Raw genomic sequence first — 13,491 nt, forward strand, 5'->3', positions numbered from 1 at the left:
AGAGCGCTCGCGGCGTCACAGGCCACGGCGCGTTTCTTCTTCCCCGCAGACGGGGAAGAAAGCTTCAGTGCCCCGCCGCGTCGTTCCAGAGCAGCTTGTGCAACTGCAGCTGGAAGCGCACCGGCAGGCGGTCCTCGATGATCCACTCGGCCAGCTCGCGGGGTTCCACCGCGCCATGCACGGGCGAGAACAGCACCATGCAGCGGCGGTCGAGCGCATGCTCGGCCACTACGCCGCGTGCCCACTCGTAATCGGCGCGGCTGGCGATGACGATCTTGACCTGGTCGTGCGGCAACAGGTGGTCGAGGTTGCTCCACAGGTTGCGCGCGCTCTCGCCCGAGTCGGGCGCCTTCAGGTCCATCACCTTGCGCACGCGCGGATCGACCACCGAGACGTCCAGCGCCCCGGAGGTTTCCAGCGAGACTTCGTAACCGGCATCGCACAGGCGACGCAGCAGTAGCACGCAACGCTTCTGCGCCAGCGGCTCGCCACCGGTGACGCAGACGTGGCGCGCGCCATGCCGGGCGACCTCGGCGAGGATGTCGTCGATGGCGTGCCACTGGCCGCCATGGAAGGAGTATTCGGTGTCACACCAGACGCAGCGCAGCGGGCAGCCGGTCAGGCGCACGAACACGGTGCGCCAGCCGATCGCATCGGCCTCGCCTTGGATCGAATGGAAGATCTCGGTGATGCGCAGGCGTTCGGCCACCGCCGGCACGACGGGCACCGCGCCCGCGTCACTGCCCATCACACGACCCTCAGCGGATCGCCGATTGCAGTTGCAGTCGGCGCAGGCGTTCCTGCGCCAGGCTGGCGGCGCGGGAGTTGGGATACTTGCTGGTCACCTGTTGCAGCGTGGCCTTGCCGGCATCGGTCTGCTTGAGCTCGAGCTGGCTGTAGCCGACCTTGAGCAGCGCGTCGGGCGCCTTCTCGCTCTGCGGGAACTGCGACAGCAGGCGCTGGAACGCTTCAAGCGCCACCGGGTAGTTCATCGTCACGTAGTACGACTCGCCCAGCCAGTACCAGGCGTTGGGCGTGAGCGTGTTGTCGGGGTATTGCTGGATGAAGCTGCGAAAACCGCGCGAGGCCTGCGCATAGTCACCGCCACGCAAGGCCTGGAAGGCGCTGTCGTAGGCAGCCTGCGCGTTGGCATCGGGTGCCGTGGCGGGCGCACTGCCGCCGCTGGCTGGCGCGCTGGCTGGGGCCTGTGCCGGATTGGCCGGGGTCGCGGCGGCGGCCGCCGAACCGGCGGATGCCGGAGTGCTGGCCGCGGGATTCGTGCCGGCGCCGTTGCCCTCGAGGCGGCCAAGCCGCGAGTCGAGGTCGACGTACTGCGCCTTGTTCTTCTCTTCGAGCTGCTGCAGGGTGTGCTGCAGTTCCTCGACCTGGCCCTGCAACTGCTGCACCTGCGCCTGCAGTTGCTGCACCTGGTTGACCAGGCTGGTTCCGCCCTGGTTCTGCGCCTGCGCCTGTTGCTCCAGCCGCGCCACGCGATCGGCGAGGCTCAGGCGGGAATTCTGTGCCGGGGCCGGAACGGCGACCAGCATGGCGGACGCAAACGCGCCCGCCATGCCGATCCTGGCCCAGAAACGCTTAGCCAGTGCGGTCTTCATTACTTCGCCGTGTACACGATCTCGACGCGACGGTTCTTGCTCCAGCAATCCTCGTTGTGCTCACGGCACACCGGCTTTTCCTTGCCGTAGGAGATCACTTCGACCTGGCTGGCCGAGCCGCCGTTGGCCTGCAGCGCGTCGGACACGGCATTGCCGCGGCGCTCGCCCAGGCCCAGGTTGTACTCGCGGGTGCCGCGCTCGTCGGTGTTGCCTTCCAGGCGGATGTGCGACTCCGGGCGGTCCTGCAGGTACTTGGCGTGGCACGCCATGATCTGCTGGAACTCCGGCTTGATCTCGGTCTTGTCGAAATCGAAGTACACGACGCGCTGGCGCAGGCAGGCGTCGGTGTCGAGGTCGGCCGGGGTGTACTTGTTGCTCTCGGGGGCCGGCTGGGTCTGCGGCTGCGGCTCCGGCTGGGGCTGCGGCTTGACTTCCTGCTTCTTCGAGCAAGCGGCAGCGCCGATGCAGAGCAGGGCGACCAGGGCGACGCGAGCGGTCTTATTCATGGGTGACGTTCCTTCAAAACGGGGTTTGAGTTCCGACAGTCAATGACGATTGCGGTGTTGGGACAGTGATCGCCGGTGGTCCGGCTTGTTGTGTGACGCTTGGTGTTACCGCGGGCCAGTCACTCGTCGCGCCTGGCAACCGTTGGCTGGACGCCTTTGGCCGCGCCCCGCCATAAGCGAAATGGCGCCGAAGCGCCGTTTCTGCCCGCTCCATGGGCATTCCGCCGGAGCGCTCGCGCGCCCGACGGAAGACAAAGCTCAACGCTGCCGGTACGGTCCCCAGGCCGGTTCGCGGACGTCCCCGTCGGACAGCACGAGGCGCTGGCGGACCTGGCCATCGGCCGAAACGGCATACAGCACGCCACGGCGCCCTTCCGTGGCCGCGTACAACAGCATGCTGGCGTTCGGTGCGAAACTCGGGGAGTCGTCAATCGGGCCGGGGGAGATGAAACGCACCTGCCCACCCAGATTGCGATCCATGATGGCAATACGATACACGTTCCCATTGCCCTGCACCATGGCGATCAGCTTGCCGTCGTAGCTGACGTCGGCATTGGCGTTGTTCTGCCCTTCGAAGCTGATGCGCGTCGGCGAACCGCCGCTGGCGGGCATCTGGTAGATCTGCGGCCGGCCGGAACGGTCGGAGGTGAAATAGAGGCTCTGCCCATCGGCAGACCAGGTCGGCTCGGTGTCGATCGACAGGCTGTTGGTCAGGCGCGTTTCGCGACGCGTGGCCATGTCGATGACGAAGATCTCTGGATTGCCCACGTAGGACAGCGACACGGCCAGCTTGCTGCCGTCCGGCGACCAGGCCGGCGCGCCGTTGATGCCCCGCTTGTGGGACGCGACCAGCTGGCGCGCACCGGTGGTGATGTCCTGTACGTAGACCTGTGAATTGCCGCTCTCGAAGGACACGTAGGCGATCTTGGTGCCGTCCGGCGACCACGCCGGGGAGAGCAGCGACTCTCGCGAGCGGGCGACCACCTGCGGGTTGTAGCCGTCCGAATCGGCCACGATCAGCGAATACGTGGTGTTGTTGCCCAGCCCGACGGCGGTGATGTAGGCGATGCGGGTCCAGAACGCGCCGCGCACGCCGGTGATCTTCTCGTAGATCCGGTCGGCGATCTGGTGCGCGACGCCGCGCAGGTCGCCGGCCGGCGCGGTGAACGCCTGCGCCAGGAGACTCTGCTGCTTGTTCACGTCCCACAGCTCGTACTCGACCCGCAGCAGGCCACCGCCGGCGTCGCTGATGCGACCGACCGTGATGTAGTCCTGCTTGAGCAGCCGCCAGGTGGCGAACTTGATGTCGGCGCCGCGCGAGGGCGACTCGACGATCTCGCTCTTGGCCAGCGCACGGAACTTGCCGGAGCGGTTGAAGTCGTTGCGGATGACGTCGGCGACGTCGGTCGGCAGCGGGGCGCCGCCGTTCTGCGCGAACGGCACCACCGCGATCGGCGTGGCCGTCTTGACGCCACCGACGATGTCCACGTTGAGCGCCTGCGCACCCGCGGGTCCGGCGACGAGGGCGGCCAGACACAGCACGGCAAGGGCGAAGAGCGATTTCAAGTTGGGCATGAACGTCTCACTGCGGCCTGAAGGTAAGGGTCAGTTCGCGGCTGAAGACGCTCTCGAACCCCTTGTACGGCAAGGTCTTGGTCCTGAGCACGGCGTTCTCGATCGAGCGTTTGCCCGCATCGTCGTAGGGGCAGCTCGGATCGACCTTCGCACTCATCACATCGCCCCCCACCAACTGGACGATATGCACCTTGCACGGAACATCCGGCATGTTATCCGGACGTAACCAGTTGGGCGTGACCGCATTCTGAATGGCCGCTGCATATTGGTCGGCCAGGGAGCTGTTCTGCGCGTTGTTGCCGGTCTGGCGCTGGGCGGCGTGCGGCACGTCGGTCAGGCCCTGGTCCTGCGCGTCCTTGAGGTCTTCCAGCTGTTGCTTGGCTTGCTTCGCACGGTTTTCCGCCTTCTGGCGCGCTGCGGCGGCCGCGTCCATCTTGGCGAACAGCTCGTCCAGCTGCTTCTTCTGCTCTTCCTTCTTCCTGGCCGCCTGGGCGTCCAGTTCGGCCTGGCGCTGGCGCTGCTTCTCTTCCTGCTCCTTCCTGGCATCCTCGGCCTTCTCCAGCGCGTCGGCGACGATCTTTTCCTGATCGACCACGTCCGGATGCTCCGGCGGCGGCGGCAGGGTCTTGATCTCCGGCGGCGGCGTTTTCACGTCCGGGGGGGTGACCGCGGGCGGCGGCGGGATGGTCGGCACCGGCCGGGCCTTCCTGACCGCCTTGGGCGGCGGCGCACCGGTGGGGCCGATCAGGGTTGCCTCGATCACCGGGCCTTGCAGCTCGAGCGGCTTGGCGCAGGTGATCGGGTTCCAGCTCGCCGGCAGGTGCAGTGCCGCGAAAAAGCCTTCGTAGGTCGAACACGACAGGGTCGCCAGCCAGAGGAAGGCGACGATGCCCAGGTGCAGGACGGCGGACAGCAGCACCGCCGGCGAGATGCTCTTATTTTCGCGCATTGTCCGCGCCCACACCCGGCGGCTGGCTCATCAGGCCGACCTTGCTGACGCCGGCCTGCTGCAGTTCGGCGAGCACCTGGTAGACGCCGTCGTACTTCCCTTCGCGGTCGCCGGCGACCAGCACGCTGATCTCCGGGTTGGCCTTGACGAAGGCGGCCACCTTGGCCTGCATGGTGGCCGCGTCGACCGGTTCCTTCTTGGCGCCCTCGAGCGTCAGGTACAGGCTGCCGTCGGCGCCGACCGAGACGACCACCGGGTTCTTCTTGTCCTGCAGCGACTTGGCGTTGGCCTGCGGCAGGTTCACGTCGACGTTGGAATTGAGCATCGGCGTGGTGACCATGAAGATGATCAGCAGCACCAGCATCACGTCGATGTACGGAACGACGTTGATCTCGGACTTGAGCTTCATGCGCTTGTGGCGCGCGGCGTTTCGCATGGCCATGGCCGTACCCCGTCAGGCCACTTCGTCGGTCTGGATCTGCCGCTGCAGCACCGAGGAGAACTCTTCCTGGAACACCTCGTAGCGCGAGGCCACCCGCTCGACCTTGTTGGCATAGCGGTTGTAGGCCCACACCGCGGGGATCGCGGCGAACAGGCCCATGGCGGTGGCGATCAGCGCCTCGGAGATGTGCGGCGCGACTGCGGCGATGGTGACGTCCTTGACCTCGCCCAGGCCCTGGAAGGCACCCATGATGCCCCACACGGTGCCGAACAGGCCCACGTACGGGCTGATCGACCCGACGTTGGCGAGGAACTCCAGGTTGCGCTCGAGCATGCCGATCTCGCGCGTACCGGCCACCCGCATGGCGCGCTCGGTGCCCTCCATGACGATGCGCACGTCGTAGGTCTTGCGCTGGCGCTGGCGGGCGAACTCGCGGAAGCCCGACTCGAAGATCGTCTCCATGCCGCCGTTGTCGGCATTGCGGCCGCTCACCTCGCGGAACAGGCCGGCCAGGTCGCCGCCGGACCAGAAGCGCTCCTCGAACGCCTCGGCGTTCTCCATCGCCGCCTTCATCTGGGAGTACTTGCGGATGATGATGACCCACGACAGGAAGGAGAACACCAGCAGCAACAGCATGACCAGCTGTACGGGCAGGCTGGCCTCGGCGACCAGCTTGAAAATGTTCAATCCACCGTTCATGGCTTGGGGGTTCTCCGGGGCTTGCTTGTTTTGAAAACGAGGCGGGGTGTCAGGAGCCGAGGCCGGGCATGAGGTCCGCCGGGATCGGCGCCGGGCGCATGCGGTGCAGGTCCACGCAGGCGACCCGCACCTGCGCGCGAACCAGTTCCGTGCCATCCGTCCGGCCGATCACTTGATCGAACAGGATACTGGCTGAACGCCATGCTTTGATGGACACCGTCACCGACAATTCATCATCCAGCAGGGCCGGGCGCAGGAAGTCCAGTGCCATCGAGCGCACCATGAAGGCCAGGCCGGTGGCCTCGCGCAAGGCCGACTGGTCCACCCCCTGCGCACGCAGCCACTCGCTTCGGGCGCGCTCCATGAAGCGCAGGTAGCTGGCGTGGTAGACGACGCCGCCGGCGTCGGTGTCCTCCCAGTAGACGCGGACGGGCCAGGTGAAGGGGGGTGTCGGGGACATGGGCGGCAACTCGGTTCTGCGGAAACCCCGAGCATGCGTGTTGCCGTCGCCAGGTTCAAACCGCCAGGCAGGAACGCAGCCTGCCGCGGACCAGGTCAGGCGTCCCCGCCCTCGAACATGTCACCCACCATCGGCTGCCGTGGCGGCGGGGTGCGGCCGAGGTGGCGCCAGGCCTTGGGCGCGGCCATGCGGCCGCGCGCGGTGCGGATCAGGAACCCCTGCTGGATCAGGTACGGCTCGACCACGTCCTCCAGCGTGCCACGATCCTCGGAAAGCGCCGCAGCCAGCGATTCGACGCCGACCGGGCCGCCGTCGAAGTTTTCGATGATGGTGGCGAGCATGCGCCGGTCCAGCTCGTCGAAGCCTTCGGCGTCGACCTTGAGCATGTCCATCGCCGCCTGCGCCGCCTCGCGGGTGATCTGCCCGCCGGCGCGCACCTCGGCGTAGTCACGCACGCGGCGCAGCAGCCGGTTGGCGATGCGCGGCGTGCCGCGCGAGCGACGCGCGATCTCGCTTGCGCCCTCGACCTCGCACGCGATCCCCAGGATGCGCGCCGAGCGGCGCACGATCGCGGTGAGCTCGTCGGGCGAGTAGAACTCCAGCCGCTGCACGATGCCGAAGCGGTCGCGCAGCGGCGCGGTGAGCAGGCCGGCCCGGGTGGTCGCGCCGATCAGCGTGAACGGCGGCAGGTCCAGTTTGATCGAGCGCGCGGCCGGGCCTTCGCCGATCATGATGTCGATCTGGAAGTCTTCCAGCGCCGGATAAAGCACTTCCTCGACCACCGGCGAGAGGCGATGGATCTCGTCGACGAACAGCACGTCGTTCTTTTCGAGGTTGGTCAGCAGCGCGGCCAGGTCACCGGCGCGTTCCAGCACCGGGCCGGAGGTCGAACGGACGTTGACCCCCAGCTCGTTGGCGATCACGTGCGACAGCGTCGTCTTGCCCAGCCCCGGCGGCCCGAAGATCAGCACGTGATCGAGCGCGCCACCCCGCTTCCTGGCCGCCTCGATGTCGATCGAGAGCTGCTCCCGCACCGCCTGCTGCCCCAGGTATTCGTCCAGGCGCCGGGGACGGATCGAGGCTTCCAGCGCCTCGTCGTCGAGCTGGGCGGCAGGGGTGATGATGCGCGCTTCGGTCATGCGGCGATTATGGCCGAGGCGAACGGGGAACGGGGGAACGGGGATCGCGGCAAACGGACCTCAGGCGCTGACCGGCGAGGCGGCGGCCATTCCCGTCTTCCGGCTCCCTGATCCCCGCCTGGTCAGATCTCCACCTGCGCGCCCAGCTCGATCAGGCGGTTGCCGGGGATCTGGAAGAACGCCGTCGCCGGCAGCGCGTTGCGGGCCAGGAAGACGAACAGCTTGTCGCGCCACAGCGCCATGCCGGGCCGGTGGGCGTCGGCCACGATGGTCTCGCGCGAGAGGAAGAAGGTGGTATCCATCAGATCGAAGGTCAGCCCCTCGCGGCCGCACAGCGAGAGCGCGTGCGGGATGTTCGGGTCCTCGGCAAAGCCGAAACGCAGTTCCAGCCCATAGAAGCCGCCGTCCATCGCGGTGATCTCGATGCGCTCGTCCGCCTCGGCCACCGGCGTCTCCAGGATCTGCACCGTGAGCATCACGTTGCGCTCGTGCAGCACCTTGTTGTGCTTGAGGTTGTGCAGCAGCGCATGCGGCACGGAGTACTGGTTGGCGGTGAGGAACACCGCCGTGCCCGGCACCCGCAGCGGCGGATGCTCGGCCATGTTCTCGATGAACGGCGCCAGCGCCAGCCCACCCTGCTTGATCTCGCGCACCACCAGCTCGCGGCCGCGCCGCCAGGTGGTCATCACCGCGAACAGGAACAGGCCCAGCACCAGCGGGAACCAGCCGCCGTCGGGAATCTTCAGCGTGTTCGCGCCGAAGAAGGAAAGGTCCACGCACAGCAGGCCGATCGTCAGCGGGATCACCGCGGCCAGGCTCCAGTGCCAACGGCGCCAGGCCACCAGCATCACCAGCAGCGTGTCGATCGCCATGGTGCCGGTCACCGCGATGCCGTAGGCGCCGCCGAGTGCCTTGGAGGAACCGAAGCCGACCACGGTCAGGATCACCATCACCATCAGTGCGCGGTTGACCCACGGCAGGAAGATGTGGCCGATCGCCTCGCGAGAGGTATGCACCACCTGCATGCGCGGCACGAAGCCGAGCTGGATCGCCTGGCGGGTCACCGAGAACGCCCCGGAGATGACCGCCTGCGAGGCGATCACCGCCGCCGCGGTGGCCAGTGCGATCATCGGATAGCCGGCCCAGTCGGGCACCGCGTGGAAGAACGGATTGACCGCCGCCTGCGGCTCGCGCAGGAGCAGGCTTCCCTGGCCGTAGTAGTTGATCAGCAGCGACGGCAGCACGAAGGAGAACCAGGCGGCCCGGATCGGAAAGCGCCCGAAGTGCCCCATGTCGGTGTACAGCGCCTCGGCGCCGGTCACGCACAGCACCACGGCGCCGAGCGCGACGAACGCGATCGCGCCGTGCGAGGCGAAGAAGCGGATCGCATACCAGGGCGAGAGTGCCTTGAGCACCTCGGGCGCCTGGATGATGTTCCACACGCCGATGACCGCGAGCGTGAGGAACCACACCGCCATGACCGGCCCGAACAACGCCCCGACCTTGGCCGTCCCGTGCTTCTGCAGCCAGAACAGGCCCAGCAGGACCGCCACGGCCAGCGGCACCACCCAGTGCTCCAGCGAGGGTGCCACCACTTCCAGGCCTTCCACCGCCGAAAGCACCGAAATCGACGGCGTGATCACGCCGTCGCCGAAGAACAGCGCCGCCCCGAGCAACGCCATCAGCATCACCACCCGCCGTGCCATCGGCGACCCGCCGACCGCGCGCTGGGCCAGGGTCATCAGCGCCATGATGCCGCCCTCGCCGCGGTTGTCGGCGCGCATCACCAGCGTGACGTACTTGACCGCCACCACGCTCACCAGGGCCCAGGTGATGAGCGAGAGCACGCCCAGCACCGTGCTCTCGGCCGGGTGCAGGCCGTATTCGGGGCGGAACACTTCGGCCAGCGTGTACAGCGGGCTGGTGCCGATGTCGCCGAACACCACGCCGATGGCGCCCAGGATCAGCGCGGCCTTGGTGCCGTGCAACTGCTCGCCGGCCTCGGGCTCGGCCGGCGGCCGGGCATTGTTGATCACGTCGTTCATGTCACTCGCTCATGCACCCAGCGCGGCGCGCAGCGCCTTGCGGATGATTGCCTCGGCATCGTCGCCCTCGGCGGCGACCTTCTGCACCAGCCGGCTCACCTCGGCCGGCTTGTAACCCAGTTGCTGCAGGGCCACGGTGGCTTCGCCCGCCGGGTCCAGCGGCGCGCCCGCGGGTTTGCCGGGGAGACCCGGCAGCGCGGTACCCAGGCCCTCGACCCGGTCGCGCAGCTCGACCACGATGCGCTCGGCGGTCTTCTTGCCGATGCCGGGAATCTTGGTCAGCGCGACCACATCGCCGGCCTGCACCAGCCGGGCGAAATCCGCGGTCGACACGCCCGAGAGCACCGCCAGGGCGATCTTCGCGCCGATCCCCGAGACCTTCTGCAGGTTCCGGAACAGCGCGCGCTCGTCGTCGCGCAGGAAGCCGTAGAGCGCGACACTGTCCTCCTTCACCGCGTAATGGGTGAGCAGGGTGACTTCCTTGCCGGTCTGCGGCAGGTCGTAGATGGTCGACATCGGCGCCTCCAGCTCGTAGCCGACGCCGCCGACGTCCACCAGCAGCCAGGGGGGCTGCCTGGACACCAGGATTCCGCGCAGTCGTCCGATCATCGCCGCCTCCAGGCCGTCCGGGGAATGCCCACGCGTGCGAGGCTCGCGCGCGTGTGCGCATGGGCCACCGCGACTGCCAGCGCATCGGCGGCATCCGCCTGCAACGGCCCTTTCAGGCCGAGCAGGATGCCGACCATGTGCTGCACCTGGGTCTTGTCGCCGCGACCGCTGCCGACCACGGCCTGCTTGATTTCGGTGGGCGCGAACTCGTGCACGGCCAGGCCCCTGGCCGCCACGGCGCAGATCGCCGCGCCGCGTGCCTGGCCGAGCTTCAACGCCGAATCCGGGTTGCGTGCCATGAACACCCGCTCGATGCCGCACTCGGCCGGGCGGTGGGTTTCGATGATGGCGCAGAGCTCGTCAAAGATGCGTTTCAGGCGCAGCGGGAAGGTGTCCTCGCCGGCGACCGCCAGCGCGCCGTGGTGCACGTGCGTGAGCCTGCCCGCCGCATCCACGTCGATGATGCCGAAGCCGGTACGCTGGCTGCCCGGGTCGATGCCGAGGATGCGGGTGGCGGACAGAGGGGCCGGTACCGCGGAACCGGCGGGATGCCCGCGCTCCCCGTTCCCCGCCCCCTGTTCCCCGACGGCCTTGCTAGCCATCAGCCGGCAGCAGGGCGTTGTGATAGACCTCGCTCACGTCGTCCAGCGCATCGAGGCGCTCGAGCAGGTCGGTCAGCGGCTCGAGGACGTCCTCCGGCACCGCCACGCGGTTGTTCGGACGCATGCCCACACCGGCGTGCAGCGATTCCAGGCCGGCGTCGGCCAGCGCCTGCTGCACCACCTCGAAATTCTCCGGTGCGCAGATCACCGTGCTTTCGCCATGCTCGTTGACGACGTCGTCGGCGCCCGCTTCCAGCGCCGCCTCCAGCACCTTCTCCTCGGCCGCCTCGTCGCCGCCGGTGGCGAACGTCAGCTCGCCGCAGCGGGTGAACTGGAAGGCCACCGAGCCGGAGGTGCCCAGGTTGCCACCGTGCTTGGTCAGCGCGTGGCGCACGTCCGCGACGGTGCGGGTCGGGTTGTCGGTGAAGCACTCGATGATCATCGCCACGCCGCCGGGGCCGTAGCCCTCGTAGCGCAGCTCCTCGCCGGCGCCCTCGGCGCCCGAGCCGCGCTTGATCGCGCGCTCGATGGTGTCCTTGGTCATATTGGCCGACAGCGCCTTGTCCACCGCCGCGCGCAGGCGCGGGTTGGCGGCCGGGTCGGCCACGCCGGCGCGGGTAGCGACGGTGATTTCTCGGATCAGCTTGGTGAACACCTTCGCGCGCTTGGCGTCTTCGGCATTCTTGCGGCCTTCGATGGACGGGCCTCTACCCATGGCGGGAAAACCTGAACAATGGACAAGCGGGTGATTTTACTCCAACCCGCGCCGGCACCGACAAACCCCCTGACGACCGGGCCCGCGCGTGCGACCGGAGCCGGCAGCCGCACGCGGGCGCACTCCTAGAGGGAGGCGAAATGGCCGTTCTGCAGGAAATGCACCACCTGCTGGGCCGCGTCCGCCGACAGCACCAGTCCGGTATGGCTGGTCTCGACCACGCAGTGGTCGGTGAGGCCGGGCAGGCGCGTCTCGGCGACCGCCACGGTGCCATCGTGCTCGCCCTCCATGTGCGCCAGCATGGCGCCCAGGCCGATCGGCACGCGACCCGCGATGACGCCGACCTCGCGCCCGCCGTCCCAGCGCTCCATGCCGTGCTCCAGCAGCTCCCGGTTGTGGCCCAGCAGTGCTTCGCCGCCCTGGCCGAAACCGGCGAAACCGCGCGCGGCGGCACTTCCCTGCAGCGGGGAGCCCAGGCAGACGATCCGCCCCGGCGGCAGGTCGGCGGCTTCGCGGCAGGCCTGCAGCGCCAGCAACCCGCCCAGGCTGTGGCCGACCAGGTGAACCGGGCCGGGTGCAAAGCGTCGCATGCGCAGGTGCAGGCGCTCGACGATGCGCTCCTGCGTGGCCACCACGCTCATGTAATCGAAACGGTCGACCGCGAAACCGGCATCGGCCATCCGCTTGTGCAGCAGGCCCAGCGCGAAGCCGCGCATCCACAGGCCGTGCAGCAGGATGATCTGTTCGGACATGGATTGGCGGCCGGTCGTAGGGTGGGCTTCTGCCCACCATGGGGTCTTCCGTCAGAGTGGCAAGGTGGGCCCAGGCCCACCTGCCCAACCTGCGTCAGCCGGCGACCTTGACGTGCAGCTCCTTCAGCTGCGCCTCGCCCACCGGCGAGGGCGCGTCCGTCATCAGGTCCTGCGCGCTGGTGGTCTTGGGGAAGGCGATGACGTCACGGATCGACTCGGTGCCGGCCATCAGCGCGGCGATGCGATCGATGCCGAAAGCCAGGCCGCCGTGCGGTGGCGCGCCGAATTTCAGCGCCTTGAGCAGGAAGCCGAACTTGGCCTCGGCCTCGTCGGCGCCGATGCCGAGCAGCTCGAACACCGCGCTCTGCATGTCCGGACGATGGATGCGGATCGAGCCGCCGCCGATCTCGGCGCCGTTGAGCACCATGTCGTAGCCGCGACTGACCGCGATCGCGGCATTGGCCTTCAGATCGGCGATGTCATCGACCTTCGGCGCGGTGAACGGGTGATGCAGCGCGACGTAGCGCTGCTCCTCGTCGTCGTACTCGAACATCGGGAAGTCGGTGACCCACAGCGGCTTCCACGCGTGCTCGACCAGGCCGCGATCCTTGCCCACCTTCAGGCGCAGCGCGCCCATGAAGTCGGTGACGGTCTTCCACTTGCCGGCGCCGATGAACACGATGTCGCCGGCCTGCGCCCCGGTCGCCGCGAGCACCGCCTCCAGCGCCACGTCGTCGAGAAACTTGGCGACCGGCGAGCTGACGCCCTCACGACCCTTGGTGCGGTCCTCGACCTTGATCCAGGCCAGGCCCTTCGCGCCGTACTTGGCGACGTACTCGGTCAGGCCGTCGATGTCCTTGCGCGAGAGCGTCGCGGCGCCCGGCACGCACAGCGCGGCCACCCGGCCGGCCGGGTCGTTGGCCGGTTCCGCGAACACCTTGAACTCCACGCCTTTCAGCGCATCGGCCACATCCACCAGCTCCAGCGCGATGCGCAGGTCCGGCTTGTCGGAGCCGAAGCGGCGCATCGCCTCGGCGTAGGTCATGCGCGGGAAGCTGGCATCCAGCTCGACGTCGATCACTTCCTTGAAGACGTGGCGGATCATCGCCTCGACGAAGTCCTGCACGTCGCGCTCTTCGACGAAGGCGAACTCGAGGTCGAGCTGGGTGAATTCCGGCTGGCGGTCGGCACGCAGGTCCTCGTCGCGGAAGCAGCGGGCGATCTGGTAGTAGCGGTCGAAGCCCGCCATCATCAGGATCTGCTTGAACAGCTGCGGCGACTGCGGCAGCGCGTAGAACTGGCCCGGATGCACGCGGCTGGGCACCAGGTAGTCGCGCGCGCCCTCGGGCGTGGCCTTGGTCAGGATCGGCGTCTCGATGTCCTGG

General features: G+C 68.2%; 15 protein-coding genes. All 15 read right to left on the reverse strand.

Going from position 1 to position 13,491, the window contains the following annotated elements; all coding sequences use genetic code 11:
• Positions 1-64: 64 nt before the first annotated feature.
• Positions 65-748: a 7-carboxy-7-deazaguanine synthase QueE gene (queE, locus tag VFH59_RS18305; protein ID WP_325166367.1), complete on the reverse strand. Its 684-nt coding sequence runs from the start codon at positions 746-748 to the stop codon at positions 65-67.
• Between the two features lie 10 nt (positions 749-758).
• Complete coding sequence (gene ybgF, locus VFH59_RS18310) at positions 759-1,613, reverse strand: tol-pal system protein YbgF (protein ID WP_325166368.1); 855 nt, start codon at positions 1,611-1,613, stop codon at positions 759-761.
• Entirely contained in the window at positions 1,613-2,119 is a 507-nt protein-coding gene (gene pal / locus VFH59_RS18315; protein ID WP_325166369.1) for a peptidoglycan-associated lipoprotein Pal, read from the reverse strand. The genes ybgF and pal overlap by 1 nt, the downstream gene beginning before the upstream one ends.
• Positions 2,120-2,377: 258 nt before the next feature.
• Positions 2,378-3,694, reverse strand: a complete 1,317-nt coding sequence (tolB, locus tag VFH59_RS18320) for a Tol-Pal system beta propeller repeat protein TolB (RefSeq protein ID WP_325166370.1) — start codon at positions 3,692-3,694, stop codon at positions 2,378-2,380.
• Positions 3,695-3,701: 7 nt separating this feature from the next.
• Positions 3,702-4,643: a cell envelope integrity protein TolA gene (gene tolA / locus VFH59_RS18325; RefSeq protein ID WP_325166371.1), complete on the reverse strand. Its 942-nt coding sequence runs from the start codon at positions 4,641-4,643 to the stop codon at positions 3,702-3,704.
• Positions 4,630-5,079 (reverse strand): protein TolR, encoded by a 450-nt coding sequence (gene tolR / locus VFH59_RS18330; RefSeq protein ID WP_325166382.1) that lies wholly within the window; start codon positions 5,077-5,079, stop codon positions 4,630-4,632. The genes tolA and tolR overlap by 14 nt, the downstream gene beginning before the upstream one ends.
• Positions 5,080-5,097: 18 nt before the next feature.
• Complete coding sequence (gene tolQ / locus VFH59_RS18335) at positions 5,098-5,784, reverse strand: protein TolQ (RefSeq protein ID WP_325166372.1); 687 nt, start codon at positions 5,782-5,784, stop codon at positions 5,098-5,100.
• 49 nt (positions 5,785-5,833) lie between these two features.
• On the reverse strand, positions 5,834-6,244 hold the full coding sequence (ybgC, locus tag VFH59_RS18340; protein ID WP_325166373.1) for a tol-pal system-associated acyl-CoA thioesterase: 411 nt from the start codon (positions 6,242-6,244) through the stop codon (positions 5,834-5,836).
• 95 nt (positions 6,245-6,339) lie between these two features.
• Positions 6,340-7,383 carry a Holliday junction branch migration DNA helicase RuvB gene (gene ruvB / locus VFH59_RS18345; RefSeq protein WP_325166374.1) on the reverse strand — a complete coding sequence of 348 codons (1,044 nt, stop codon included), beginning with the start codon at positions 7,381-7,383 and terminating at the stop codon, positions 6,340-6,342.
• Positions 7,384-7,505: 122 nt separating this feature from the next.
• Complete coding sequence (locus VFH59_RS18350; RefSeq protein ID WP_325166375.1) at positions 7,506-9,428, reverse strand: potassium transporter Kup; 1,923 nt, start codon at positions 9,426-9,428, stop codon at positions 7,506-7,508.
• Between the two features lie 9 nt (positions 9,429-9,437).
• The gene (gene ruvA, locus VFH59_RS18355; RefSeq protein WP_325166376.1) at positions 9,438-10,037 is read right to left on the reverse strand and encodes a Holliday junction branch migration protein RuvA; all 600 of its coding nucleotides are present in this window, start codon (positions 10,035-10,037) and stop codon (positions 9,438-9,440) included.
• Entirely contained in the window at positions 10,034-10,639 is a 606-nt protein-coding gene (gene ruvC, locus VFH59_RS18360; RefSeq protein WP_325166377.1) for a crossover junction endodeoxyribonuclease RuvC, read from the reverse strand. The genes ruvA and ruvC overlap by 4 nt, the downstream gene beginning before the upstream one ends.
• Positions 10,632-11,354: a YebC/PmpR family DNA-binding transcriptional regulator gene (locus VFH59_RS18365; protein WP_325166378.1), complete on the reverse strand. Its 723-nt coding sequence runs from the start codon at positions 11,352-11,354 to the stop codon at positions 10,632-10,634. Before VFH59_RS18365 ends, ruvC begins: the two co-directional genes overlap by 8 nt.
• Positions 11,355-11,479: 125 nt before the next feature.
• On the reverse strand, positions 11,480-12,106 hold the full coding sequence (locus VFH59_RS18370) for an alpha/beta fold hydrolase (protein ID WP_325166379.1): 627 nt from the start codon (positions 12,104-12,106) through the stop codon (positions 11,480-11,482).
• 94 nt (positions 12,107-12,200) lie between these two features.
• On the reverse strand, positions 12,201-13,491 hold a 1,291-nt coding region (aspS, locus tag VFH59_RS18375), incomplete at its 5' end, for an aspartate--tRNA ligase (RefSeq protein ID WP_325166380.1).

The organism is Frateuria sp. (assembly GCF_035695185.1).
In the GTDB taxonomy this organism is placed as follows: Bacteria; Pseudomonadota; Gammaproteobacteria; order Xanthomonadales; family Rhodanobacteraceae; genus Frateuria_A.

What these genes read in the sequence shown, in the direction of transcription:
- queE (WP_325166367.1), bottom strand. Translation starts at nt 748, where the DNA reads ATGGGCAGTGACGCGGGCGCGGTGCCCGTCGTGCCGGCGGTGGCCGAA.
- ybgF (WP_325166368.1), bottom strand. Translation starts at nt 1,613, where the DNA reads ATGAAGACCGCACTGGCTAAGCGTTTCTGGGCCAGGATCGGCATGGCG.
- pal (WP_325166369.1), bottom strand. Translation starts at nt 2,119, where the DNA reads ATGAATAAGACCGCTCGCGTCGCCCTGGTCGCCCTGCTCTGCATCGGC.
- tolB (WP_325166370.1), bottom strand. Translation starts at nt 3,694, where the DNA reads ATGCCCAACTTGAAATCGCTCTTCGCCCTTGCCGTGCTGTGTCTGGCC.
- tolA (WP_325166371.1), bottom strand. Translation starts at nt 4,643, where the DNA reads ATGCGCGAAAATAAGAGCATCTCGCCGGCGGTGCTGCTGTCCGCCGTC.
- tolR (WP_325166382.1), bottom strand. Translation starts at nt 5,079, where the DNA reads ATGCGAAACGCCGCGCGCCACAAGCGCATGAAGCTCAAGTCCGAGATC.
- tolQ (WP_325166372.1), bottom strand. Translation starts at nt 5,784, where the DNA reads ATGAACGGTGGATTGAACATTTTCAAGCTGGTCGCCGAGGCCAGCCTG.
- ybgC (WP_325166373.1), bottom strand. Translation starts at nt 6,244, where the DNA reads ATGTCCCCGACACCCCCCTTCACCTGGCCCGTCCGCGTCTACTGGGAG.
- ruvB (WP_325166374.1), bottom strand. Translation starts at nt 7,383, where the DNA reads ATGACCGAAGCGCGCATCATCACCCCTGCCGCCCAGCTCGACGACGAG.
- VFH59_RS18350 (WP_325166375.1), bottom strand. Translation starts at nt 9,428, where the DNA reads ATGAACGACGTGATCAACAATGCCCGGCCGCCGGCCGAGCCCGAGGCC.
- ruvA (WP_325166376.1), bottom strand. Translation starts at nt 10,037, where the DNA reads ATGATCGGACGACTGCGCGGAATCCTGGTGTCCAGGCAGCCCCCCTGG.
- ruvC (WP_325166377.1), bottom strand. Translation starts at nt 10,639, where the DNA reads ATGGCTAGCAAGGCCGTCGGGGAACAGGGGGCGGGGAACGGGGAGCGC.
- VFH59_RS18365 (WP_325166378.1), bottom strand. Translation starts at nt 11,354, where the DNA reads ATGGGTAGAGGCCCGTCCATCGAAGGCCGCAAGAATGCCGAAGACGCC.
- VFH59_RS18370 (WP_325166379.1), bottom strand. Translation starts at nt 12,106, where the DNA reads ATGTCCGAACAGATCATCCTGCTGCACGGCCTGTGGATGCGCGGCTTC.